21 protein-coding genes and 2 tRNA genes are annotated in these 20,588 nt (G+C 69.4%); 17 read left to right on the top strand and 6 right to left on the bottom strand.

The window, feature by feature from the left end:
- Positions 1–24 precede the first annotated feature (24 nt).
- The 11 genes from EL288_RS15705 (at position 25) to EL288_RS15655 (ending at position 8,209) form a co-directional block, all read left to right on the top strand.
- Positions 25–117 (top strand) — tRNA-Ser (locus EL288_RS15705).
- 366 nt (positions 118–483) lie between these two features.
- Positions 484–984 carry a cupin domain-containing protein gene (locus EL288_RS15700; RefSeq protein WP_003810014.1) on the top strand — a complete coding sequence of 167 codons (501 nt, stop codon included), beginning with the start codon at positions 484–486 and terminating at the stop codon, positions 982–984.
- Positions 985–1,025: 41 nt separating this feature from the next.
- A complete protein-coding gene (locus tag EL288_RS15695; RefSeq protein ID WP_003810016.1) occupies positions 1,026–1,340 on the top strand; it encodes an NIPSNAP family protein in 315 nt (104 codons plus the stop codon).
- A 9-nt stretch (positions 1,341–1,349) separates the two neighbouring features.
- Positions 1,350–2,291, top strand: a complete 942-nt coding sequence (locus EL288_RS15690) for a 3-hydroxyacyl-CoA dehydrogenase (RefSeq protein WP_033459681.1) — start codon at positions 1,350–1,352, stop codon at positions 2,289–2,291.
- Positions 2,288–2,812 carry a TRAP transporter small permease gene (locus EL288_RS15685; protein WP_003810020.1) on the top strand — a complete coding sequence of 175 codons (525 nt, stop codon included), beginning with the start codon at positions 2,288–2,290 and terminating at the stop codon, positions 2,810–2,812. Before EL288_RS15690 ends, EL288_RS15685 begins: the two co-directional genes overlap by 4 nt.
- Positions 2,813–2,814: 2 nt before the next feature.
- The gene (locus EL288_RS15680) at positions 2,815–4,083 is read left to right on the top strand and encodes a TRAP transporter large permease (RefSeq protein ID WP_003810021.1); all 1,269 of its coding nucleotides are present in this window, start codon (positions 2,815–2,817) and stop codon (positions 4,081–4,083) included.
- A gap of 28 nt (positions 4,084–4,111) precedes the next feature.
- The gene (locus EL288_RS15675) at positions 4,112–5,095 is read left to right on the top strand and encodes a TRAP transporter substrate-binding protein (RefSeq protein WP_033458118.1); all 984 of its coding nucleotides are present in this window, start codon (positions 4,112–4,114) and stop codon (positions 5,093–5,095) included.
- Positions 5,092–5,901: an alpha/beta fold hydrolase gene (locus EL288_RS15670; RefSeq protein ID WP_003810025.1), complete on the top strand. Its 810-nt coding sequence runs from the start codon at positions 5,092–5,094 to the stop codon at positions 5,899–5,901. Before EL288_RS15675 ends, EL288_RS15670 begins: the two co-directional genes overlap by 4 nt.
- The gene (locus EL288_RS15665; protein ID WP_010928468.1) at positions 5,898–6,701 is read left to right on the top strand and encodes an aspartate dehydrogenase; all 804 of its coding nucleotides are present in this window, start codon (positions 5,898–5,900) and stop codon (positions 6,699–6,701) included. Before EL288_RS15670 ends, EL288_RS15665 begins: the two co-directional genes overlap by 4 nt.
- A 14-nt stretch (positions 6,702–6,715) precedes the next feature.
- Positions 6,716–7,483 (top strand): SDR family oxidoreductase, encoded by a 768-nt coding sequence (locus EL288_RS15660; RefSeq protein WP_003810029.1) that lies wholly within the window; start codon positions 6,716–6,718, stop codon positions 7,481–7,483.
- A gap of 87 nt (positions 7,484–7,570) precedes the next feature.
- Positions 7,571–8,209 (top strand): TetR/AcrR family transcriptional regulator, encoded by a 639-nt coding sequence (locus tag EL288_RS15655; protein ID WP_033459687.1) that lies wholly within the window; start codon positions 7,571–7,573, stop codon positions 8,207–8,209.
- A gap of 4 nt (positions 8,210–8,213) precedes the next feature.
- Here the strand turns inward: EL288_RS15655 and EL288_RS15650 are convergent, their stop codons facing one another.
- Positions 8,214–9,167 (bottom strand): LysR family transcriptional regulator, encoded by a 954-nt coding sequence (locus tag EL288_RS15650; protein ID WP_003810033.1) that lies wholly within the window; start codon positions 9,165–9,167, stop codon positions 8,214–8,216.
- Positions 9,168–9,278: 111 nt separating this feature from the next.
- Between EL288_RS15650 and EL288_RS15645 the strand changes: the two genes are divergently transcribed.
- The 6 genes from EL288_RS15645 to EL288_RS15620 all read left to right on the top strand — a co-directional run bounded on the left by EL288_RS15645 (position 9,279) and on the right by EL288_RS15620 (position 14,922).
- Positions 9,279–10,403 carry an ABC transporter substrate-binding protein gene (locus tag EL288_RS15645; protein WP_015064169.1) on the top strand — a complete coding sequence of 375 codons (1,125 nt, stop codon included), beginning with the start codon at positions 9,279–9,281 and terminating at the stop codon, positions 10,401–10,403.
- 10 nt (positions 10,404–10,413) lie between these two features.
- On the top strand, positions 10,414–12,054 hold the full coding sequence (locus EL288_RS15640; protein ID WP_010926289.1) for an amidohydrolase: 1,641 nt from the start codon (positions 10,414–10,416) through the stop codon (positions 12,052–12,054).
- A gap of 2 nt (positions 12,055–12,056) precedes the next feature.
- Entirely contained in the window at positions 12,057–12,884 is an 828-nt protein-coding gene (locus tag EL288_RS15635; RefSeq protein ID WP_003810039.1) for an ABC transporter permease, read from the top strand.
- The gene (locus tag EL288_RS15630; protein ID WP_003810041.1) at positions 12,881–13,684 is read left to right on the top strand and encodes an ABC transporter permease; all 804 of its coding nucleotides are present in this window, start codon (positions 12,881–12,883) and stop codon (positions 13,682–13,684) included. Before EL288_RS15635 ends, EL288_RS15630 begins: the two co-directional genes overlap by 4 nt.
- On the top strand, positions 13,681–14,772 hold the full coding sequence (locus EL288_RS15625; RefSeq protein ID WP_003810042.1) for an ABC transporter ATP-binding protein: 1,092 nt from the start codon (positions 13,681–13,683) through the stop codon (positions 14,770–14,772). Before EL288_RS15630 ends, EL288_RS15625 begins: the two co-directional genes overlap by 4 nt.
- A 73-nt stretch (positions 14,773–14,845) precedes the next feature.
- Positions 14,846–14,922: transfer RNA gene (locus EL288_RS15620), tRNA-Arg, on the top strand.
- 227 nt (positions 14,923–15,149) lie between these two features.
- On the opposite strand, the gene EL288_RS15615 is transcribed toward EL288_RS15620, so the two are convergent.
- From EL288_RS15615 to EL288_RS15595, 5 genes are read right to left on the bottom strand one after another with little or no spacing between them, the layout of a single operon-like run.
- A complete protein-coding gene (locus tag EL288_RS15615) occupies positions 15,150–16,178 on the bottom strand; it encodes an NADH:flavin oxidoreductase (RefSeq protein ID WP_003810045.1) in 1,029 nt (342 codons plus the stop codon).
- Positions 16,175–17,041 (bottom strand): IclR family transcriptional regulator domain-containing protein, encoded by an 867-nt coding sequence (locus tag EL288_RS15610; protein ID WP_003810047.1) that lies wholly within the window; start codon positions 17,039–17,041, stop codon positions 16,175–16,177. Before EL288_RS15610 ends, EL288_RS15615 begins: the two co-directional genes overlap by 4 nt.
- Positions 17,042–17,049: 8 nt before the next feature.
- Positions 17,050–19,170 carry an acetate--CoA ligase family protein gene (locus EL288_RS15605; protein ID WP_050486127.1) on the bottom strand — a complete coding sequence of 707 codons (2,121 nt, stop codon included), beginning with the start codon at positions 19,168–19,170 and terminating at the stop codon, positions 17,050–17,052.
- Positions 19,171–20,196: a Bug family tripartite tricarboxylate transporter substrate binding protein gene (locus tag EL288_RS15600; RefSeq protein ID WP_003810050.1), complete on the bottom strand. Its 1,026-nt coding sequence runs from the start codon at positions 20,194–20,196 to the stop codon at positions 19,171–19,173.
- Positions 20,196–20,588, bottom strand: a complete 393-nt coding sequence (locus tag EL288_RS15595; protein WP_003810051.1) for a RidA family protein — start codon at positions 20,586–20,588, stop codon at positions 20,196–20,198. The genes EL288_RS15600 and EL288_RS15595 overlap by 1 nt, the downstream gene beginning before the upstream one ends.

The following is a 20,588-nucleotide window of genomic DNA, read 5'->3' as shown; positions in this document are numbered from 1 at the left end:
CGTGCTAGAATCCTCGACTCTTTTGGAGATGTGCCCGAGAGGCTGAAGGGGCTCCCCTGCTAAGGGAGTATGTGGCTAAAAACTGCATCGTGGGTTCGAATCCCACCATCTCCGCCAAAGATCAAAAAGGCCCTTGAGCAATCAAGGGCCTTTTTCTTTTGCGGCGCGGCGGCGCCTGTCCCCGCGGGGACAGGCGCCTGCAACCGAGCCACGTCACCCGGCCTTCCATCGGCCGGCCACGCCCGGTGCCCGCCCCTGCGGGGACAGGCACCCCCGATCGAGCCACACCGTTCCCGGTGCCTGTCCCCGCGGGGACAGGCACCTGCAACCGAGCCACATCGGACGCATGGAGTTCGAGTTGCGCGCACGCTACGAATAACAGGCCTGTCCTGACATAATTGTCAGTTTTCCGGGAATTCCCTAGTACTGTCCGCGTTTTCTCGTCCATATACTGACTGTCATGTCAGTAAAAATGAGCGCAATATGAAACAGCAGCATGAGCCCGGCATCGCCGTGGTGGTCGGGCCGGACGAGGGCGACAGCTTCTGGCAGCCGGTGCCGGCCAACGGCTTCGTGCGCACCTTGCTCAACCGCGCGAACACCGGCGCCTCGGTCGATTTCAGCGCCGGCACCCAGACGGTCGCGCCGGGCTGCCACGTGCGCGAGCACTTCCATGACGACCGCGAGGAAGTGATCTTCATCACCGAAGGGACCGGCACGGCGCTCATCGACGGCGTCGAGCATCCGCTGGCCCCGGGCGCCTGTCTGTTCCTGGGCAAGTCGCGCAAGCACAGCTTTCTCAATGCCGGGCCCGAGCCCCTGTCGTTCTTCTGGATCCTCATGCCGGGCGGGCTGGACGATTTCTTTCGCCAGATCGGCCGCGCGCGCCAGCCGGGCGAGCCGGCGCCGCAGCCGTTCGCGCGCCCGGCCGACATCGACCGCATCGAAGCCAACACGGTATTCGGCTGGACCGCCAAGTCCTGAGCCGCTCGCCCCGTTTCACCTCTACCCGTACGGAAGTTCCAGTGTTTATCGAAGAACGCGATTACCGCATCAAGCCGGGCAAGGCCGGCCTTTTCGTGGCCACCTACGAAGCGCACGGCCTGGCGCTGCAGAAGAAGTACCTGGGCCGCTTCCTGGGCTATTTCATGTCCGAGATCGGCGAACTCAACCACGTGGTGGCCTGGTGGGCCTACGACAGCCTGGATGAACGCGACGCGGCCCGCTCGCGCATGCTGGCCGATCCCCAGTGGCAGGCGTACCTGGAGCGGGTGACCGACCTGATCGACCTGCAGCAGACCCGCATTCTCAAGCCGGTTTCGTTCTCGCCCATCCAGTAGCAAGCCATCATGAATCACGTAGCAGTAATCGGGGGCGGCATCATCGGCGCCTCCTGGGCCGTTGTGTTCGCGCGCCGCGGGTTGGAAGTGACCATCGTCGAGCGCGACGCGGCGTGCCTGGCCGAGCTGCCCGCGCGGCTGGCCGGCATGATCGAGCGCAGCGCGTCCCTGCTGCGGGCGGGCGAGCAGCCCGGCGACGTGGCGGCGCGCATCGGCGCGACCGACGCGCTGGCGGCCGCGGTGGGCCGCGCGGATTATGTGCAGGAAGCGGTTTCGGAGAACCTGGCGCTCAAGCGTACGCTGTTCGCCGAACTGGACGCGCTGGCGCCGGCCCATGCGCTGCTGGCCAGCTCCACCTCGACCTATGGCGCCAGCCAGTTCACCGAGGCGCTGGCCGGGCGCGCGCGCTGCCTGGTCGCGCATCCCATGACGCCGCCGCATCTGTCGCCGGTGGTGGAGATGGCGGCGTCGGCCTGGACCGACCCGCAGGTCCTGGCCGGCGCCGAGGCGTTCATGCGCTCGCTGGGGCAGCATCCAGTGCGCATCAGGAAGGAGATTCCGGGCTTCGTGCTCAACCGGCTGCAAGGCGCCTTGCTGATGGAAATGTTCCGCGTGATCGCCGACGACGTGATTTCGCCGGCGGACGCCGATGCCCTGATCAGCCAGGGGCTGGGCCTGCGCTGGGCCACGCTGGGGCCGCTGGAGGGTGTGGACCTGAATGCGCCGGGCGGGATTGCCGACTATCTGCAGCGCTACGGCCACATCTTCAATGACATGGCGGCCGGCCAGGGCTTGCCCGCGCCGGTCGATGCCGAGCTGATCAGCGCGCTGGATGGCGCGATGCGCGCCGCGCTGCCGCTGGAGCGCCTGGAGGCCAAGCGCGGCTGGCGCGATCGCGCCATCGCCGGCGTACGGGTGGCGCTACACGATTACACAGGGGAAAAACCATGAAATTGATCAGGGCCGTCGATGGCCTGAATCGCCTGGCGTGCTGGCTGATGGCCGGACTGATGCTGGGCATGACATTGTGCACGCTGTGGCAGGTGTCGGTGCGCTTCCTGCTTACCGGGCTGGGCTGGAACGTGGCCGCGCCGTGGAGCGAAGAGGTATCGCGCTACCTGATGATCTGGATCATCTTTCTCGGCGCCGGCGTGGCCTGCCGCAAGGCGCAGCTGATCGCGCTGGAGCTGGTGGTGACGCTGCTGCCCGCGCCGCTGGGGCGCGCGCTGCGCTTTGCCGCGCTGCTGGGCTGCCTGGTGTTCTTCACGCTGATGATCTACCTGGGCCTGGAGTTCATGGAGTTCGGCGCGATCGAGACCAGTCCGGTGCTGTCCATGCCCAAGACCTGGATCTACCTGGCCATGCCGGTGGGTTTCGGACTGATGTTCCTCAACACCGCGACGCTGATCGCCGAATGCCTGCTGCAAGGCATCGACATCCGCCACGCCAGCCAGCAAGAAGCCCAGGAGTAATCATGCTTTCAGCCGTTGTTCTGCTGTTGCTGCTGTTCGCCGCCAGCATCCCCGTGGCCCTGAGCCTGGGCATCGCGCCGCTGCCGGCGCTGCTGGCGCGGGACGTGCCGTTGCTGGCCGTGCCCCAGACCATGTTCGAGTCGATGGACTCGTTCGCGCTGATGGCCGTGCCGTTCTTCGTGCTGGCCGGGCGCCTGATGCAGACCGGCGGCATCGCCGGGCGGCTGATGGACCTGGGCCTGGCGCTGATCGGCTGGGTCAAGGGCGGCCTGGGCGGCGCCGCGGTGCTGACCACCATGTTCTTCTCGACCATCTGCGGCTCGTCCTCGGCCACCACCGCGGCCATCGGCTCGGTGATGATTCCCGAGATGGAGCGGCGCGGCTATCCGCGTCCGTTCGCCGCGTCGGTGGTGGCCTCCAGCGGCGAGCTGGGGGTGATCCTGCCGCCGTCGGTGCCGATGATCATCTACGCCATGCTGACCGGCACGTCGGTGGCGCAGATGTTCGTGGCCGGCATCCTGCCCGGCCTGCTGATCGGCCTGTCGCTGATCATCACCATCCTCATCATGTCGCGCCTGGGCGATTACGGCGGTTCGCAGCGCGTGAGCGTGGGCGAATGGGCGCTCAACGTCTGGCGCGCGCTGCGCCGGGCCAGCCTGTCGCTGCTGATGCCGGTGATCATCCTGGGCGGCATCTACGGCGGGCTGTTCACCGCCACCGAGGCCGCGGTCGTGGCGGTGGCCTATACCTTCGTGGTCAGCGTGTTCATTTACCGCGAAATCAAGTGGAAGGACCTGCCCGAGATCTTCTGGTCGTCGGCGGTGACCTCCGGCATCGTCCTGTTGATCGTGGGCTTCGCGTCGGTGTTCGCCTATGTGCTGTCGCTCTACCAGGCGCCGCAGCAGGTGGCCGCGCTGTTGCTGGGCGTGTCCGACAACCCGCTGGTATTCCTGCTGCTGGTCAATATCGCCCTGCTGGTGGTGGGCCTGTTCATGGAGACCTTCGCGGCGATCCTGATCCTGGCCCCGGTACTGGCGCCGGTGGCCGTCAGCCTGGGCATCGACCCGGTGCATTTCGGGCTGATCGTGATCGTCAACCTGGCGGTGGGCATGGTCACGCCGCCGGTCGGGGTGAACCTGTTCCTGGTATGCGGCATCGCCCGCGTGTCGATGGAGCGCCTGATGCGCCCGCTGTCGGTATTCCTGGGCGTGCTGCTGCTGGACCTGATGATCATTACCTACGGGCCGGTGCTGTACGCCCGCTTTTTCTGAACCCTGTCACTTCCCAAGGAAGCGCAACATGAACGTCGTGAAATCCCTGTTTGCCGCGCTCGCACTGGCCGGCGCATCGTTCGGCGCCAGCGCCGAGCCCATCCAGATCAATATCGGCCACGCGCTGGGCGACACCAGCTCGTACCAGGTGGCCGGCCTGCATTTCGCCGAGCTGATGAAGCAGAAGGTGGGCGACAAGGTCAAGGTCACCCTGTATCCGTCCGGCGGACTGGGCGGCGAGCTCAAGCTGGTGCAGGGCGCGCGCACCGGCGTGGTCGATGCGATGATCATCGCCCAGGCCTCGCTGGAGAACACAGTGCGCGAGTACCGTGTCCTGTCGCTGCCGTACCTGTTCACCGACTACGAAGAGGCCAACCGCATCATGCAGGGCCCGGTTGGCGATCGCCTGCTGGACGTGCTGCCCAAGTACAACATGGTCGGGCTGGGCTGGGGCGCGGTGTATGCGCGCAGCCTGGCGTCGATGAAGCCGGTTCCCGACCTGGCGGCGATGAAGGGCCTGAAGGTGCGGGTCATCCAGTCGCCGGGCTTCGTCGAAGCCTATCGCGCGCTCGGTTCGCAGCCCACGCCGACCGCCTACGCCGAACTGTTCCTCAGCCTGCAGAACGGCGTGGTCGACGCCGCCGAACTGAGCCCCGACCAGACCGTGGCCGATGGCTTTGCCGACGTGATCAAGTATTACTCGGTGACCGCCGCCCACCAGCTGCCCAGCCTGTTCATCATCTCCAAGGCCAAGTTCGACCGCCTGCCCGAGGACGTGCGCAAGGCTGTCGAGGAAGCGGGCCGCGAATCCATGCAGGTGGCGGTGAAGTTCCAGGACCGGAAGCTGGCCGAGGCGTTCGACGTGCTCAAGCAGCGCGGCGTGCAGGTGCAGTACCCCGACCAGGCGCCGCTGCGCGAGGCGGCCCGTGGCGCGTGGGATCAGATCGCCAAGGCGGCGCCGGGCGGCGAGCAGTTCCTGGTAGAGATCGAAGCGGCCCGCGCGGCCAAGTGATCCGGCAGCGCATGACGGATTTCACCGTGATCCTGCCCGACGGCGCGCGCCTGGCGGCGCGCGAGACGGGCGCGGGCGAGGCCGTGCTGCTGGTCAGCGGGCTGGGCGGCACGGGCGCCTTCTGGACGCCCGTGGCGGCCGGCCTGCAAGGGCGGCGCTGCGTGATGTTCGACCAGCGCGGCGTGGCCGGCTCCACGCGCGGCGATGCCGCGGTGGACATCGCCCGGCTGGCCGCCGACGCCTGGGCCGTGCTGGATGCGCGCGGCATCGAACGCGCCCACCTGGTGGGGCATTCGACCGGCGGCTGCATCGTGCAGCAGATGGCCCTGTCGGCGCCCGCGCGGGCGGCCAGCCTGGTGCTGGGCGGCACCTGGGGCGGGCGCAACGCCTATATGCAGTCGCTGTTCGCCATGCGGGCCGCGCTGCTGGAGGCGTCGCCGGCGCTGTACGAGCAGGCGGGCGCCTATCTGTCGTATCCGGCCGCCTGGTTGCTGGCGCATCCCGAAGCCGTGCCGGCGGCGGCAGCGCCGTGGCCGGCGCAGCGGGTCGCCGTGGTGCGCGAGCGCATCGCCGCCTTGCTGGCGTACGATCGCCTGGACGATCTGCCGGGGCTGGACGCGCCCGCGCTGGTGCTGGGCGCGCGCGACGACCAGATCGTGCCGTTCGCGCTGCAGCAGCAGCTGGCGCGCGTGCTGCCGGGGGCGCAATTGCGCCCGCTGGAGCATGGCGGCCATTTCTTTCCCATTGTGCGCGGCGCCGATTACGTCGCCGCGCTGCTCGATTGGCTTGGACATCATTCCCTATGACGCATCGCATTGCATTCATCGGTCTGGGCGCCATCGCCTCGGACGTGGCCGCCGGCCTGCTGGCCGACGCCGCGCAGCCGTGCCAGCTGGCCGCGCTGACGCGCAACGCCGCGGACCTGCCGCCCGCGCTGGCCGGGCGCGTCGCCTTGCTCGACGGGTTGCCCGGCCTGCTGGCCTGGCGTCCCGACCTGGTGGTCGAGGCGGCCGGCCAGCAGGCGATTGCCGAGCACGCCGAGGGCTGCCTGAAGGCCGGCCTGGACATGATCATCTGCTCGGCCGGCGCGCTGGCCGATGACGCCTTGCGCGCACGCCTCATCGCCGCGGCCGAGGCCGGCGGCGCCCGGATCCGCGTGCCGGCCGGGGCGATCGCCGGTCTGGACTACCTGCAGGCCGTGGCGGGCCGCGACGACGCCGAAGTGGTGTACGAATCGCGCAAACCCGTGGCGGCCTGGCGCGCCGAACTGCCCGGCATGGGGATAGACCCGGATACGCTGGCCGAAAGCCGCACGCTGTTCAGCGGACCGGCGCGCGAGGCGGCGCTGCGCTTTCCCAAGAATCTGAACGTGGCGGCCACGCTGGCGCTGGCCGGCATCGGCATGACGCGCACGCGCGTGGAGGTGGTGGTCGATCCGCGGGCGCGCGGCAACCAGCACCGCATCCAGGTGCGCAGCCCGTTGGGCGAGATGCAGATCGAGCTGGTCAACGCGCCGTCGCCGGCCAATCCCAAGACTTCATGGCTGGTGGCGCAAAGCGTGCTGGCCACGATCCGCCGCCATCTGGCGCGCTTTACCATCGGCTGAGCCGGGAGCAGGACATGACGCAACGCTTATCCGGCAGGATCGCCATCGTGACCGGCGCGGGCTCGGGAATCGGCGAGGCCACGGCCCGCCTGATGGCGCGCGAGGGCGCGGTCGTGGTGGTGGCCGACAAGGCCATCGAGGCGGCCGAGCGCGTCGCGCAGGCCATCGTGGCCGAGGGCGGACGCGCCCAGGCGCGCCAGGCCGACGTGGGCGAGGCGCAATCGGTGCGCGCCCTGGTCGACGCCGTGGCGGCGCGCTGGGAGCGCATCGACGTGCTGGTCAACAATGCCGGCTACGGTATCGCCGCCACCGTGGTCGATACCGACGAGGCCGACTGGTCGGCGCTGATGCGCGTCAACGTCGACGGCGTGTTCCTGGGCTGCAAGTACGTCATCCCGATCATGCAGCGCCAGGGGGCCGGCGTGATCGTCAATACGGCGTCGGCGGGCGCGCTGGTGGGCTTGCGCCAGCGCGCCGCGTATTGCGCCTCCAAGGGCGCGGTGGCGGCGCTGACGCGCGCCATGGCGCTGGACCACGCCACCGAGGGGATCCGCATCAACTGCGTGGCGCCGGGCACGATCGAGTCGCCGTACTTCCGCGAGATCTACGCGCGCAGCGACGATCCCGAAGCCTTGCGCGCCAGCCTGGCGGCGCGCCAGCCCATGAACCGCCTCGGCCAGCCCGAGGAAGTGGCGCGCGCCATCGTTTTCCTGGCCAGCGACGACGCCTCGTTCGCCACCGGCAGCACGCTGGTGCTCGACGGCGGCCTGACGGCGGCGTAGCCGAGGGCGCGCAACTGGCCCTAGAATGCACTGTTTGCCGTGGCGCGGCGGGCCGCCCGGCATGACATCGAAGGAGGCAAGGACACGGTGAAGGAAACCCCGGCTCAGGTTCCCATGAAAGAGCGCATCAAGGAAGTCGCCACCGATATGCTGATCGCGCACGGCAGCTCGGGCTTTCGGTTTCAGCAGATCGCCCAGGCGCTCGACTGCACGCGCGGCAATATCCACTATCACTACCGGCACAAGCACGAGTTGGTGGAAGACGTCACGATCGAGTATTGCCAGCGTACGATCGGCCATTTCGACCAGATCTGGCTGTCGGACTCCACGCTATCGCAGAAGATCCAGCTCAGCATGCAGTTCAACGAGATGCGCTATCTCAAGCGCAACCCGCAGGGCGACACCAGCCATCCCTGGAGCCTGATCGCCCGCATGCGCCTGGAGAGCGCGCTGATCACGCCGGCGGCGCGCGAGGCGCTGGCGCGCTATTCGCACGAGCTGCAGCGCAGCGTGGTGGCGGGGGTGCGCCGCGCGGTCGAAAAGGGCGAGTTGCGGCCCGATACCCCGGTGGAAATGGTGGCCCTGCCCATCATCGAGATGGCCAACAGCGCCGATCCGATCACCCGCGACGCGGGCCGTTTCGACCGTCTGCGCCAGATGTACCAGGCCGTCGACCGGCTGATCCACGACGCCTACGGGATGGCGGGGCACAAGCCGGCGCCTTGAGCGCCTAGGCCTGGAAGCTGTCGGGCCGCGCCTGCAGCACGACCGCGCGGTAGGCTTCGAGCAGCAGTTCGGCATGGCGCGTGAGCGGGCGCAGGCGCGAGCGCACGATGCGCGAGCGCACCGGCAGCGCCGGCAGGAAGGGCTTGATGACGAGGCCGGTGGCGCCAAAGGGCGCGATGGCGGCCGGCTCTACCAGCCCCACGCCCACGCCGGCGCGGATCAGGGCCAGCAGGGCCGCCGACGAGGTGACTTCCACCGCCACCGGCATGCGCACGCCGGCCGAGGCGAAGGCCGTCTCCAGCATGGCGCCGAAGTTGGTCTGCGGCCCGTACGAAAGAAAGGTCTCGTTCCTCAGGTCGTGCGCGGCGACGTGTGGCAGGCCGGCATAGCGGTGGCCGGCCGGCGCCACGCACACCACATGCTGCAGGCCCAGGTCTTCATTGAGCGTGGACACCGACGGGGTGATGTCGTGCACCAGGCCGAAATCGGCCTGGCCGCTCTGCACGCGGTCGACGATGGGCTGGTTGGCCAGGATCTCGACCGTGACCGTGATGCCCTGGTAGCGCTCGCGCAGCCGCTTGATGGCCTGCGGCAGGAAGGTCGTGGCCTGCGTCGGGATGGCGGCCACGTTGACATGGCCCGTGTCCGGGTCGGCCAGGCTGTCGATCTGGCGCTGCACCACCCCGTAGGCGCCGTAGAGCTGCTCGACGCTGTCCTGCAGGCCTTGCGCGTGCGGCGTGGGCACCAGCCGCTGGTGCTGGCGCTCGAACAGGCGCAGCCCGGTGTCGTCCTCGAGCTGGCGCAGCATCTTGCTGGCGGCCGATTGCGTCATGCCCATCAGCCGGGCCGCGCGCGACACCGAGCCGGTGATCATGATCGCATGGAATACGCCCAGTTGCGCAAAGCTGGGCTCGTGCAGCGCCTTGGGCTTGGCCAGGCCGACGGGTAAGGGTGGCATCAGGGGAAGACCTAGGGATAGTACGGACAGGTGCAAAACTCATATATTGCATGAACCCGGCCCGGTGATCACTATGGTTTTTCCCCAAGTTCCCATGCGAGGACGCATACCATGAAGATGTCTGTACCGCAGGATGGCTGGCTGGCCGACGCCGCCGAACTGGCGCTGCAATCCCCTGGACTGACGTCGGCGCGCCGACGCCAGCTGCTGGGCATGCTGGGCGCGGCAGGCCTGGCGTCGCTGGCGCCCATGCGGCCCGCCGCGGCCGCCGCCGACCGCATCGTCGTGTGCAACTGGGGCGGCGACGCCATCAAGAACCAGCCGCTGGTGTGGGGCAAGCCATACGAGAAGGCCACCGGCACCAAGGTCGAATTCGACGGCACGGGGCCGTCGTTCGGCAAGATCCGCACCATGGTCGAGTCCAGGAACGTGGCGTGGGACGTGTGCGACGCCAACCTGGCCGCGGGCCACTCGCTGGGCAAGCGCGGCTACCTGGAGCCCATCGACTACGGCGTGGTCGATCGCAACAAGGTGCGCCCGGGCTTCAGCAGCGAATTCGGCGTCTCGCATTTCATCTACAGCTTCGTGCTGACCTACGACAAGAAGGCCTTTGGCGACCGGCCGCCGCGCACCTGGGCCGACTTCTGGAACACCAAGGACTTCCCCGGCACGCGCATCCTGCCCGACCGGGTGCTGGCCACGCTGGAGGCGGCCCTGATGGCCGACGGCGTGCCGGCCGATGCGTCCCAGCTGTACCCCATCGACGAGCGGCGCGCGCTGGACAAGATCGCCGCCATCAAGGACAAGACCATTTTCTGGAAGACCGGCGCCGAGAGCCAGCAGCTGCTGCGCCAGGGCGAGGCCACCATGGGCCTGGTCTGGCATACGCGCGCCACCGTGATGCGCCGCGAACCGGGGTCGACCATCGATTTCACCTGGAACCAGGGCATCCTGATCCCGGCGGGGTGGCTGGTGCCCAAGGGCAACCCGGCCGGCCGCAAGGTGTTCGATTTCATCGCGTCGACGCAATCGCCTGAAAGCCAGATCGAACTGCTGCGCCTGATGGGCAACGGCCCGGCCAACCCGGCGGCCAACGCCCTGGTGCCGCCCGAGCTGCGCCAGGACAACCCGACCGACGAAGAGAACTTCCGCCAGCAGGTGGTGGCCAACTACACCTGGCATGGCGATAACCAGGACCGCATCTACAACGAGTACGTCAAGGTGATCACGGGCTGAGCAACGCACCATGACGATGTACGCGGATTTGGTATTGCATGGCGGCAGCATCGCCACGCTGGACGACAAGCTGGAGCAGGCCCAGGCGGTGGCGATCGCCGCCGGCCGCATCATCGCGGTGGGCTCGGATGCGCATTGCCTGGCGCTGGCCGGGCCGGGCACGCGCCGCATCGGGCTGGGCGGCGCGTGCGTGATGCCGGGCATCAACGACAGCCATTGCCACCCCGACGGGCAGGCGGTCAAGGCCGGGCGCTGGGACGACGTCTCGCAGGTGGCGACGCAGCAGGCGCTCTTGGCGCGCATCGCCGATTTTCACCGGCGCATGCCGGCCGGCGCCTGGTACCTGGGGTTTCGCTTCGACGATACGCACAGCGGCGGCTATCCCGCGCGCCAGGCGCTCGAACAGGCGGCGCCCGGCCGGCCGGTGTTCCTGTTGCGCCGCGATGCGCAGGTCGGACTGGCCAGCGCGCCGGCCCTGGCCGCGTTGCTGGCCAGCGGCCTGGCGACGCAGGTGCCGCCGCATTGCCTGGACGCCGCCACCGGCCTGGCGCGCGGGCGCGGCGTGTTCGCCTTCACGACCCATATCGCCGCCGCCGACAGCCTGGACGATTACCTGGAGGGCTTCCCGACGCTGTTCGCGGAAATGGGGCGCATGGGCATCACCAGCGTCCACAACGCCCTGACCAGCGCGCTGGCGGTGCAGGCCTACCGCGCGCTGCACGGCGCGGGCCGCCTGCCGGTGCGCGTGGGCATGATGCTCAACGGCCGCGACCAGCGGCTGGTGGACGAGACGCTGGCGGCCGGGCTGCGCTTTGGCGCGGGCGATGACCGGCTGTACCTGCTGGGCGTGGAGTATGGCTCGGACGGCAGCACCAGCGGCCGCACGGCGGCCTATTACCAGCCTTACGTGGGCGAGGAGGGGGGCGATGGCCGGCCCGCCAACCGTGGCGACGTGAATTTCTCCGCCGAGGACCTGGCCGCCAAGGTCGGGCGCGTGATGGCGGCGGGCCTGCAGGCGGCCGCCACCGGCAACGGCGACCGCGGCATCGACTTCGCGCTGGATGCCTTCGAGCAGGGCCTGCGCGCCCACCCCGGCGCAGTGCCGCCACGCATCGAGCATTGCTGCTGCGCGCCGCCGGCCATCCAGCAGCGCATGGCGGCGCTGGGCGTGATCGACTCGTCGGCGGCGGGCTTTGCCTACAACCTGGGCGATGCCTATCTGCGCAATCGCCCGAGCGCGGAAATGGCCTGGATGTGGCCGCACCGCGACATGCTGGACCGCGGGGTGCTGGTCTGCGCGCACTCCGACGCGCCGGTGTGCGAGCGCAATCCGTTCCTGGGCATGTGGTCCATGGTGACGCGCAAGACCGCGTCGGGCGCCAGCCTGGGCGCCGGGCAGGCCATTACGCCGCTGGAGGCGATGCGCTGCTATACCGCCAATCCGGCGCGCGCCGAGGGGCAGGCTGCGCGCAAGGGCACGCTCAGTCCCGGCAAGCTGGCCGACCTGATCGTGCTGGACCGCGATCCGTGCGCCGTCGACCCGGACGAGATCCGCCACACGCAGGTGCTGGCCACCCTGGTGGGCGGCCAGGCCACTTATCGCGCCGCGGGCGCGCCATCCTGGGCGGACGAGCTGCCCATGCGGGAGTAACCATGCGACGATCGCTGCCAGCCTTGCTGGTGTTGCCGGCCGCGGTACTGATAGGCGGGATGTTCCTGCTGCCGGTGCTGCGCATCCTGGCCATCAGCTTCACCGAGCCGCATGCCGGCCTGGGCAATTACGCGGCGCTGTTCACCGAGCCGCTGTACCTGAAGATCATGGCGACCACGGCGCGCATCTGCGCCTGGACCACGCTGATCGCCCTGGGCCTGGGCTATGTGCTGGCCTATGTGATGGCCAATTCGTCGCCGCGCATGCGCAGCTGGATGATCATCGGCCTGCTGGTGCCGTTCTGGCTGTCGGTGCTGGTGCGCGCCTTCGCCTGGGTGCTGCTGCTGGCCAGGGAAGGACCGGTCAACGCCACGCTGATGGCGCTGGGCGTGATCGACAGTCCGCTGGCGCTGCTGCGCAACGAAACCGGCGTGCTGATCGGCATGGTCCATTACATGATTCCCTATGCCGTGCTGCCGATGCTGACCAACATGCTGGGTATCGACCGCTCGCTGATGGCGGCTGCGCGGGCGCTGGGCGCGGGGCCGGTCGCGACCTTCCTGCGCGTCTACCTGCCGCTGTCGCTGCCGGGCGTGCTGGCCGCCGGCGTGCTGGTGTTCATCTTTTCGCTCGGGTTCTTCATTACGCCCGCGCTGCTTGGAGGAGGCAAGACCGTGATGGTGGCGCAATACATAGAATTCGGTATCAGCGAGACCATGAACTGGGGCATCTCGACCGCCTTCGCGGCCACGCTGCTGGTGGCGGTGATCATGAGCCTGGTGCTGGTGTCGCGCGTGGTGCGCGTGCCGTCGCTGTTCGGTGCGCCATGAGCGTGCGCCCCTCTTGGTGGTTCGCCGCGGCGGCGGTGGTGGCGGCGCTGGTGCTGGCCTTTCTGTTCCTGCCGGCGCTGGTGGTGATCCCGGTGTCGTTCACCGACCGCTCCTATCTGTCGTTCCCGGCCGAGTCATGGTCGTGGCAGCACTACCGCCAACTGGTGGACAGTCCGGTGTGGCGCGGCAGCCTGCTGCAAAGCGTGGCGGTGTCGGCGGTGTCCACGCTGGCGGCCACCCTGCTGGGCGCGGCCGCGGCCATCGGCGCATGGCGGCTGGGCGCGCGCCTGGGGGCGCTGGTGCGCCTGCTGGCGCTGCTGCCGCTGATCGTGCCGACCATCGTGGGCGCGTTGGCGTATTACCGCCTGTACATCGACCTGGGCCTGCTCGACACCTTCACCGGAGTGGTCATCGCCCACGTCGTGGCCGCCATGCCTTTCGTATTCGTCTCGGTCGGTTCGGCGCTGGCCAACTTCGATCCGCGCCTGGAGCAGGCCGCGCGCTCGATGGGCGCGCGGCCCTGGCAGGTGCTGTGGCGCATCACCCTGCCGGGCGTGCGCAGCGGACTTGTCTCCGGCGCCATCTTCGCCTTCATCGTGTCGTGGGACGAGCTGGTGGTGCTGCTGTTCGTGACGACCCGCAACGTCTATCTGCTGCCGCGCGCCATGTGGGACGGCATCAACGAGAACGTCGACCCCACGATCGCGGCGGTGGCGACGCTGATGATCGTCATTACCTTCATCTGCCTGTGCGCCGAACGGCTGCTGGCCCACCATCGACAAAAACAGGAGCTGTCATGAACGCTGCGGCCACTACGCCGACGCCTTTGCTGCGCGTGCGCGCGCTGAACAAGCGCTTTGGCGCATTCCAGGCGCTGCGCGGCGTCGATTTCGAGCTGGGCGCGGGCGAGTTCCTGACCCTGCTCGGTCCGTCCGGGTCGGGCAAGACGACCACCCTGATGTCGATCGCCGGGTTCGTCGCGCCGACCTCGGGCGACATTCTCTACCAGGGCGCCTCGATCACCGGACAGGCGCCCGAGGCGCGCGGCTTTGGCATGGTGTTCCAGGGCTATGCGCTGTTTCCCCACATGACGGTGGAGCAGAACGTGCGCTTTCCGCTGGCGATACGCGGCGTCGGCCGCGAGCAGGCGCGCCGGCGCGCCCAGCAGGCGCTCGAGCAGGTGCAGCTGGGCAGCTACGGCGCGCGCTATCCGCGCCAGTTGTCGGGCGGCCAGCAGCAGCGCGTGGCGCTGGCCCGCGCGCTGGTCTACGACCCGCGCATCCTGTTGCTGGACGAGCCGCTGTCGGCGCTGGACAAGAAGCTGCGCGCCGATCTGCAATGGGAACTGCGCAAGCTGAACAAGGAGTCCGGCGCCTCGTTCCTGTACGTGACGCACGACCAGGAAGAGGCGCTGTCCATGTCCGACCGCATCGCCATCTTCAACGAAGGCGGCATTGCCCAGATCGGCTCGCCCACCGAGCTCTACGAGCGGCCGGCCAATCTGTTCGTCGCCGGCTTCCTGGGACGCAGCAATGTGCTGGCCGGCAAGGTGCGCCAGGCCGGCGCCGACGGCGTGGCGGTCGAGTACGAGGGCGGCGTGCTGGAGGTGCCTAAGCCGCGGCGCCAGTATGCGCCGGGCGAGGCCGTCAGCCTGGTGGTGCGGCCGCACCAGATGCGCCTGGACGCCGCCGGGCGCCAGGGGCTGGCCGCCAAGGTGGAAGCCATCAGCTATGCGGGCAACCTGATGAACTATCTGCTGCGCACGCCGCGCGGCACGGCGCTGTTCGCCGAGGCCGTGGCCGGCGCCGGCGCGGCCCTGCGGCAGGACGACCTCGTATCGGTGGGCCTGGACGCGGCGGCGGTCAGCCTGCTGGAGGCCGCCGACTGATCCGTCCCTTGCAGGCGGGCAGCGCCTGTTTTACAACCTTGCAGAAAGCCTGCTATAATCTTTTCTCTTTACAGCGCCCGTAGCTCAGTTGGATAGAGTACTTGGCTACGAACCAAGGGGTCGTGGGTTCGAATCCTGCCGGGCGCGCCACATTTACGGTTGCCGTTTGCGCTTTTTGCGCTCCTGCAGCCGGCAAGCAGTACCGAAGCGGCTTGAGAAGACATTCTCAAGCCGCTTTTTTGCGCCTGTCCCGTGCGGGGCAGAGGCCGCTTTGGCGGCGGGTGCCTGTCCCGGCGGGGACAGGCACCCCTGCCGCAGGTGTCGCTTTCCGTGTGGGGACAGGCACCTCGCGCCTGGCGGTGGGCCAGCCGCCCGCTTCAATCGAGCAAGGGGCGCTGTTCCATGCCGGGTTCGTAGGCGCGCAGGGGTTCGCCCGCCAGGCTGCGCGCCAGCCAGTCGGGGTTGGCCAGGAACGGGCGGGCCAGCGAGACCAGGTCCGCCTGGGTGGCCGCGAGCGCGGTTTCGCAATCCTGCAGCGTGGCCAGGCCGCCGTTGACCATCAGCGCTTTCGGAGCGGCCGCGCGCGCCAGCTGCGCCAGCAGTCCGCCCCACGGTTCGGGCTTGAGGACGCGGCGGCTGCTGATGTGCAGGATGTCGGCGCCAGCCTGGCACAGGCGGGCCAGCAGCGCCGCGATCTCGGCGCCGCCGCCGGGCGGCTGGTAGCGGTATTCGTCCATCTTGTAGATGGAGTAATTGAATCCGATGGGCAGCGGGCAGGATTGCCGCACCGCGCGCAGCACGGCCTCGGCGATGCGGGCGCGGTCGGCGCCCCATTCGTCGTCGCGCACGTTGTAGGCGCTGAGGAAATCGTTGACCAGGTAGCCGCGGGCGCCGTGGATTTCCACGCCGTCGAATCCGGCGTAGTGCGCCAGGCGCGCCGACAGCGCGAAGCCCTCGATGATGCGCTCGATCTCTTCGGCGGTGGCGGCGTGGGCGGGCGCATTGGGCTGTTGGGTCTGCCACGACAGGCCCTGCGCCGCGCCGTCGACCGGGCCCAGCGGGCGGGCGTGCAGGCCCGGCTCGGCCAGCTTGCCGGCATGCTGCAACTGGGCGATGACGCGGCCGCCTTCCTGGTGGACGGCGCGCACCGTGGCGCGCCAATGCTCGGCCTGCGCCTCGCTGGCCAGCCCGGGCTGGTTGAAGTAGGCACGCGCGGCGGGGCCGGCGGTGTACAGCGCTTCGGTGATGACCAGTCCGGCGCCATGGCGCGCGTAACGGGCATAGTAGGCGGCCGTTTCGGCGGCGGGATGGCCATGCGCGTCGGCTTGCGTGCGCGACATGGGGGCGACGGCGATGCGGTTGCGCAGCGCGATGCCGGCGATGTCGATGGGCGAGAGCAGGTTCATGGCTTGGCGGGCAGACAGGGTTCCCCGCCGGTGGCGGGAAGGGTGGCGGGGCAGTCCGGGCTGCGCTCCATGCGGACGATGCGCGGGTTGTGGTCCACCGACAGCGCCGCGGTCAGGCGGCCCGCGGCGCGGCGCAGCGATTGCAGGTAGCTGCCGCACCACAGGCTTTCGTCGTCGGCCGAGTGCATGCGGCTGACGTTCAGCGCGGCGATCAGGCGGCCGTGCTGGAAGATCGGCACGGACAGTCCGGTGGTATGGTCCTCGACCTCGCCGCAGCTCCATGCATAGCCGCGCCGCCGGACCTCCTGGATGATGTCGCGCAGGGCGGTGCGCTCGGTCACCGTGCGGGCGGTCAGCGGCCGCAGTTCGGCGGTCTGCAGATAGCTCTCCAATTGTTCCGGGGTGAAGCCGGACAGCAGGACCCGCCCGGCCGAATGGCAATACAGGGGAATGCGCGAGCCGATCGACAGGCCCTGGTTGAGGGTGCGGTGCAGCGGGATGCGGGCGACGTAGACCAGCTCGGTGCCGTCCAGCGCGGCGATGCTGCAGGTCTGGCGCAGTTCTTCCACCAGCGCTTCCAGCACGGGTTCGGCGAAGCGCCACAGTGGCATGGACGACAGGTAGGCATAGCCCAGCGACAGTACGCGCGGCGTGAGCGCGAAGTGGCGATCGCCGCAGCGCGCCGCGAAGCCCAGCTCGACCAGGGTCAGCAGCACGCGCCGGGCGGCGGCCCGGCTCAGCCCGGTGCGATAGGCCGCCTCGGCCAGGGTCAGGGCGCGCGCCTCGTTGTTGAACGCCTGGATAATGGCCAGCCCCTTGGCCAGGCCATTGATGAAATAGTCTTCCTGCCTGGATTCAGCCATGGCGTCGCCTAGATCTCGACCAGCGCGTCGGCGGCATACAGCCTGCCATCCGGGCCGGCGATGAGTGGGTTGATGTCTACCGAGGCCACGGCGCCCTGTTGCGCATGCAGCCAGGCTCCCAGGCGGGTGGCGGCATGGGCGAGCTCCTGCACGGGCAGCGGATTCTCGCCGCGCACGCCGTCAAAGAGCGCGGCCACGCGCAGCTTGCGCAGGCATTGCTCGGCATGGGCCTGGTCGAACGGATACACCAGCGTGGCGACATCGGGCATGGCCTCGACATACTTGCCGCCGTCGCCAACGATGACGATACAGCCAAACTGGCTGTCCCAGCGCGCCCCGATCATGAATTCGCGCCGGGGCTTGACCATGGACGCGACGATCACGCCGTCGAACGATTTGCCCATGCCCAGCACTTCCTGCCGCAACACGGGAAACAGCGCCCGCGCGCGCTGTTCGTCGGCGATGCCCAGGTGTACCAGCCCGTATTCCGATTTGTGCGGAATCTGCGCCGAGCAGGCCTTGACCGCCCAGGGGCCGGGCAGGCTGCCGAGCGCCGAGCCCATGCTGTCGGCGTCCAGGCACAGGCGCCACGGCGCGGTACGGATGCCGATGGCTTCGATCTGTTCCAGGCTGTCGGCCTCGGACAGCAGGCCCGCCGTGCGCGGCACCGGCGCGGCGGGCGCGTGCGGCGCTGGCCGCGCCAGCCGCAGCGCGGTTTCGCGCAGGCCGGACAGGCGCGCCAGCTGGCCCAGGGCGGCCAGCGCGTCTTCGTCGTGCTCGAAGGTGGCCAGGCCGGCCTGCGCGAAAATCCGGCGGCTGGCGGCCAGCGGGCAGCTGACCACCACCGGCAGGCCCGTCTCGGCGGTGAAGGCGGCCGCGTCGCGGGCGAATTGATCCGTGTCGTATCCCTTGCCGGACATGGGCAGGGTGATGAACAGCGCGTCGCAGGCGCGCGCCGAGGCCAGGATGGGCAGCACCTGGCCGAACAGGTGGTTGTTGCTCAGCAGGGCCGCCGTGAGGTCGATGGGGTTCAGGCTGCTGGCGAAGCCGGGCAGCACGGCGTCGATCCGGGCGCGCGTCTCGGCCGGCAGGGGCGGGACCTGCAGTCCATGCCGCTCGGCGGCATCGGCGCCGGTGACGCAGGCCGCGCCCGAGTTGCTGAGGATGGCCAGGCGGTTGCCGGGCAGATGGCCGCAGCGCAGCAGCAATTGCGCGCCCATGACCAGGCTGCGCGCGTCGGCCACGCGCAGGATGCCGTGCTGGCCGAACCACGCGTCCAGCGCCTTGTCCTCGGTGGCGATGGCACCGGTGTGCGATTGCGCGGCCTGCAGGCCTTGCGGCGAAACGCCGGCCTTCAGGGCCAGCACGGGCACCTGGCGCGAACGCGCCAGCGCGGCCGCGCGCGCCAGGGTGGCGGGCGCGGGCAGGCTTTCCATGTAGAGCAGGATCAGCTTGACTTCGGGGTCGCGCAGCACCGCCTCGGTGAAGTCCGCGACGTTGAGGTCGCATTCGTTGCCGGTGGCGACCGAGTAGCGCACGCCGATGCCTTCGGCGCGCAGGTGCGCGTACGGGACCATGCTCATCGCGCCGCTCTGGCTGATGACGGCCACCGGCCCGTCGGCGGGCGCAACCTCGCCCAGCAGGGTGGCGAAGGTCGCCAGGGCGCCGTTGCTGAAATTGGCCAGGCCCTGGGTGTTCGGCCCCAGCAGGCGCATGCCGGCCGCCGCGGCGGCCGCCTTCATGTGCTCCTGCGCCTGCCGTCCGGGTTCGCCGGTTTCCGCGAACCCGGACGAGATGACGACGCATACGCGCACGCCCAGCCGCGCGCCGTCCCGCACGGCCTGCACCGCGGCCTCGCCGGCCACGCAGACGAGCAGCATGTCGATCGGGACGTCCACCGCGTCCAGGCTGTGCCAGGCGGCGATGCCCTGGACCCGGTCGCGGCCGGGGTTGATCGGCAGGATGCGGCCCTGGTAGCCGTGCTGCAGCATGTACTTGATCGGCCGGCCGCCGATTTTCTCGGGGTTGTCGGAGGCGCCCACGATGGCGACCGAGCGCGGCGCCAGCGCGGCGTCGATCCAGTCGCCGGCGCCGGCCATGCGGGGGGCATTGTCCGCGAGTGTGCTCATTCAGTCGGCCCTCGAACCCGTGCGCTCGATCACGTCGCGCCATTTGGCGGACTCGGCGCTGATGAACTGGCTGAACTGCGCCGGCGTGTTCGGGCGGAAGCTGACGCCCTGCTCGCCGAGAATGCGCGCGACATCCGGCGCCTGCAGGGCGGCGTTGATTTCCTTGTTCAGGCGTTCGACGATGGGCGCGGGCGTGCCGGCCGGCGCGGCGATGCCGAACCAGGCGGTGGCGTCGAAGCCGGGGAAGCCGGATTCGGCCACGGTCGGCGTATCGGGCAGCAGGGGCGCCCGCTCGGCGCTGCTGACGGCCAGGGCGCGGGCCCGGCCGGCCTTGATCTGCGGCAAGGCCGTGGGCAGGTTGTCGCACATCAGCTGCACCTGGTGCCCCAGCAGGGCGGTCAGCGCGGCGGCGCTGCCCGGATAGGCGATATGTTCGGCCTCGATGCCGGCTTGCGCCTTGAACAGCTCGGCGCACAGGTGTCCGCTGGTGCCCGTGCCCATCGACGCGTAGTTCAGGCTGGGCTGCGCGGACTTGGCGTACTTGACCAGTTCCGGCAGGGTCTTGGCGGGGACTTCCGTGTCGACGATCAGCACATTGGGCACGCTGCCGGCCAGGATGACCGGCGCGAAGGCCTGGGCGGGGTCGTAGCGCAGGCTGCGGTAGAGCCACTTGTTGACCGCGAAGACCCCGGAGGAGGCCAGCAGCAGGGTATAGCCGTCGGGTTCGGCGGTGGCGACCTGCTGGGCGCCGATGTTGCCGCCGGCGCCCGGACGGTTGTTGACCACGACCGTCTGGCCCAGCGTGGGCGATATCTTGTTGGCGATGGCGCGCGCCAGGATATCGTTGGTGCCGCCCGGGCCATACGGAACGATCAGCGTGATGGGGCGAGTCGGGTAATCGGCGGCAAACGCGCCGCCGGCGCACAACGCCAGCGCCATGGAGGCTATCCACTTCATGGTGTTTCTCCTTTGTTGAACTGCTTCGGTATGACAGGCGGACATGCCGCGGGACCTGCGGCGCGACATCAGCCCAGATAGGCGACGGCGCGGATCTCGATCAGCGCCGCCGGACGCACCAGGCCGCTGACCAGCACGCCGGTGGCGGCCGGAAACGGACCCGCGCCGAAGACTTCGCGGCGCACGTCGGCGGTCTGGCCGTAGCCGTCGAAGGTCGTGACGTAGTCGACGGTTTCGACGACCTGGCTCAGGTTCCCGCCGGCCTGGGCGAGGACGGCGGCGATCTTCTGGTAGATGTAGCGTGCCTGCGCGGCGATATCGCCCACGCCGACGATCTCGCGCTGTTCGTTGAGCGCCGTCATGCCCGAGATATAGAGGAATCCGCCCGCCCGGACCGCGGGCGAGAAGGTCGAGTTCGGATTGGCGCCGGGCGGCAGCACGGCCTGCAGACTGGAATGCAT

The organism is Bordetella bronchiseptica (assembly GCF_900636925.1).
Classification (GTDB): Bacteria; Pseudomonadota; Gammaproteobacteria; order Burkholderiales; family Burkholderiaceae_B; genus Bordetella; species Bordetella pertussis.
This window is presented reverse-complemented; position numbering and strand designations above follow the sequence as displayed.

Bases quoted from the DNA above. Each gene is read 5' to 3' on its own strand.
- EL288_RS15700 (WP_003810014.1), top strand. From the start codon at position 484: ATGAAACAGCAGCATGAGCCCGGCATCGCCGTGGTGGTCGGGCCGGAC.
- EL288_RS15690 (WP_033459681.1), top strand. From the start codon at position 1,350: ATGAATCACGTAGCAGTAATCGGGGGCGGCATCATCGGCGCCTCCTGG.
- EL288_RS15685 (WP_003810020.1), top strand. From the start codon at position 2,288: ATGAAATTGATCAGGGCCGTCGATGGCCTGAATCGCCTGGCGTGCTGG.
- EL288_RS15680 (WP_003810021.1), top strand. From the start codon at position 2,815: ATGCTTTCAGCCGTTGTTCTGCTGTTGCTGCTGTTCGCCGCCAGCATC.
- EL288_RS15675 (WP_033458118.1), top strand. From the start codon at position 4,112: ATGAACGTCGTGAAATCCCTGTTTGCCGCGCTCGCACTGGCCGGCGCA.
- EL288_RS15665 (WP_010928468.1), top strand. From the start codon at position 5,898: ATGACGCATCGCATTGCATTCATCGGTCTGGGCGCCATCGCCTCGGAC.
- EL288_RS15660 (WP_003810029.1), top strand. From the start codon at position 6,716: ATGACGCAACGCTTATCCGGCAGGATCGCCATCGTGACCGGCGCGGGC.
- EL288_RS15650 (WP_003810033.1), bottom strand. From the start codon at position 9,167: ATGCCACCCTTACCCGTCGGCCTGGCCAAGCCCAAGGCGCTGCACGAG.
- EL288_RS15645 (WP_015064169.1), top strand. From the start codon at position 9,279: ATGAAGATGTCTGTACCGCAGGATGGCTGGCTGGCCGACGCCGCCGAA.
- EL288_RS15640 (WP_010926289.1), top strand. From the start codon at position 10,414: ATGACGATGTACGCGGATTTGGTATTGCATGGCGGCAGCATCGCCACG.
- EL288_RS15635 (WP_003810039.1), top strand. From the start codon at position 12,057: ATGCGACGATCGCTGCCAGCCTTGCTGGTGTTGCCGGCCGCGGTACTG.
- EL288_RS15630 (WP_003810041.1), top strand. From the start codon at position 12,881: ATGAGCGTGCGCCCCTCTTGGTGGTTCGCCGCGGCGGCGGTGGTGGCG.
- EL288_RS15625 (WP_003810042.1), top strand. From the start codon at position 13,681: ATGAACGCTGCGGCCACTACGCCGACGCCTTTGCTGCGCGTGCGCGCG.
- EL288_RS15615 (WP_003810045.1), bottom strand. From the start codon at position 16,178: ATGAACCTGCTCTCGCCCATCGACATCGCCGGCATCGCGCTGCGCAAC.
- EL288_RS15610 (WP_003810047.1), bottom strand. From the start codon at position 17,041: ATGGCTGAATCCAGGCAGGAAGACTATTTCATCAATGGCCTGGCCAAG.
- EL288_RS15605 (WP_050486127.1), bottom strand. From the start codon at position 19,170: ATGAGCACACTCGCGGACAATGCCCCCCGCATGGCCGGCGCCGGCGAC.
- EL288_RS15600 (WP_003810050.1), bottom strand. From the start codon at position 20,196: ATGTCGCGCCGCAGGTCCCGCGGCATGTCCGCCTGTCATACCGAAGCA.
- EL288_RS15595 (WP_003810051.1), bottom strand. From the start codon at position 20,588: ATGCATTCCAGTCTGCAGGCCGTGCTGCCGCCCGGCGCCAATCCGAAC.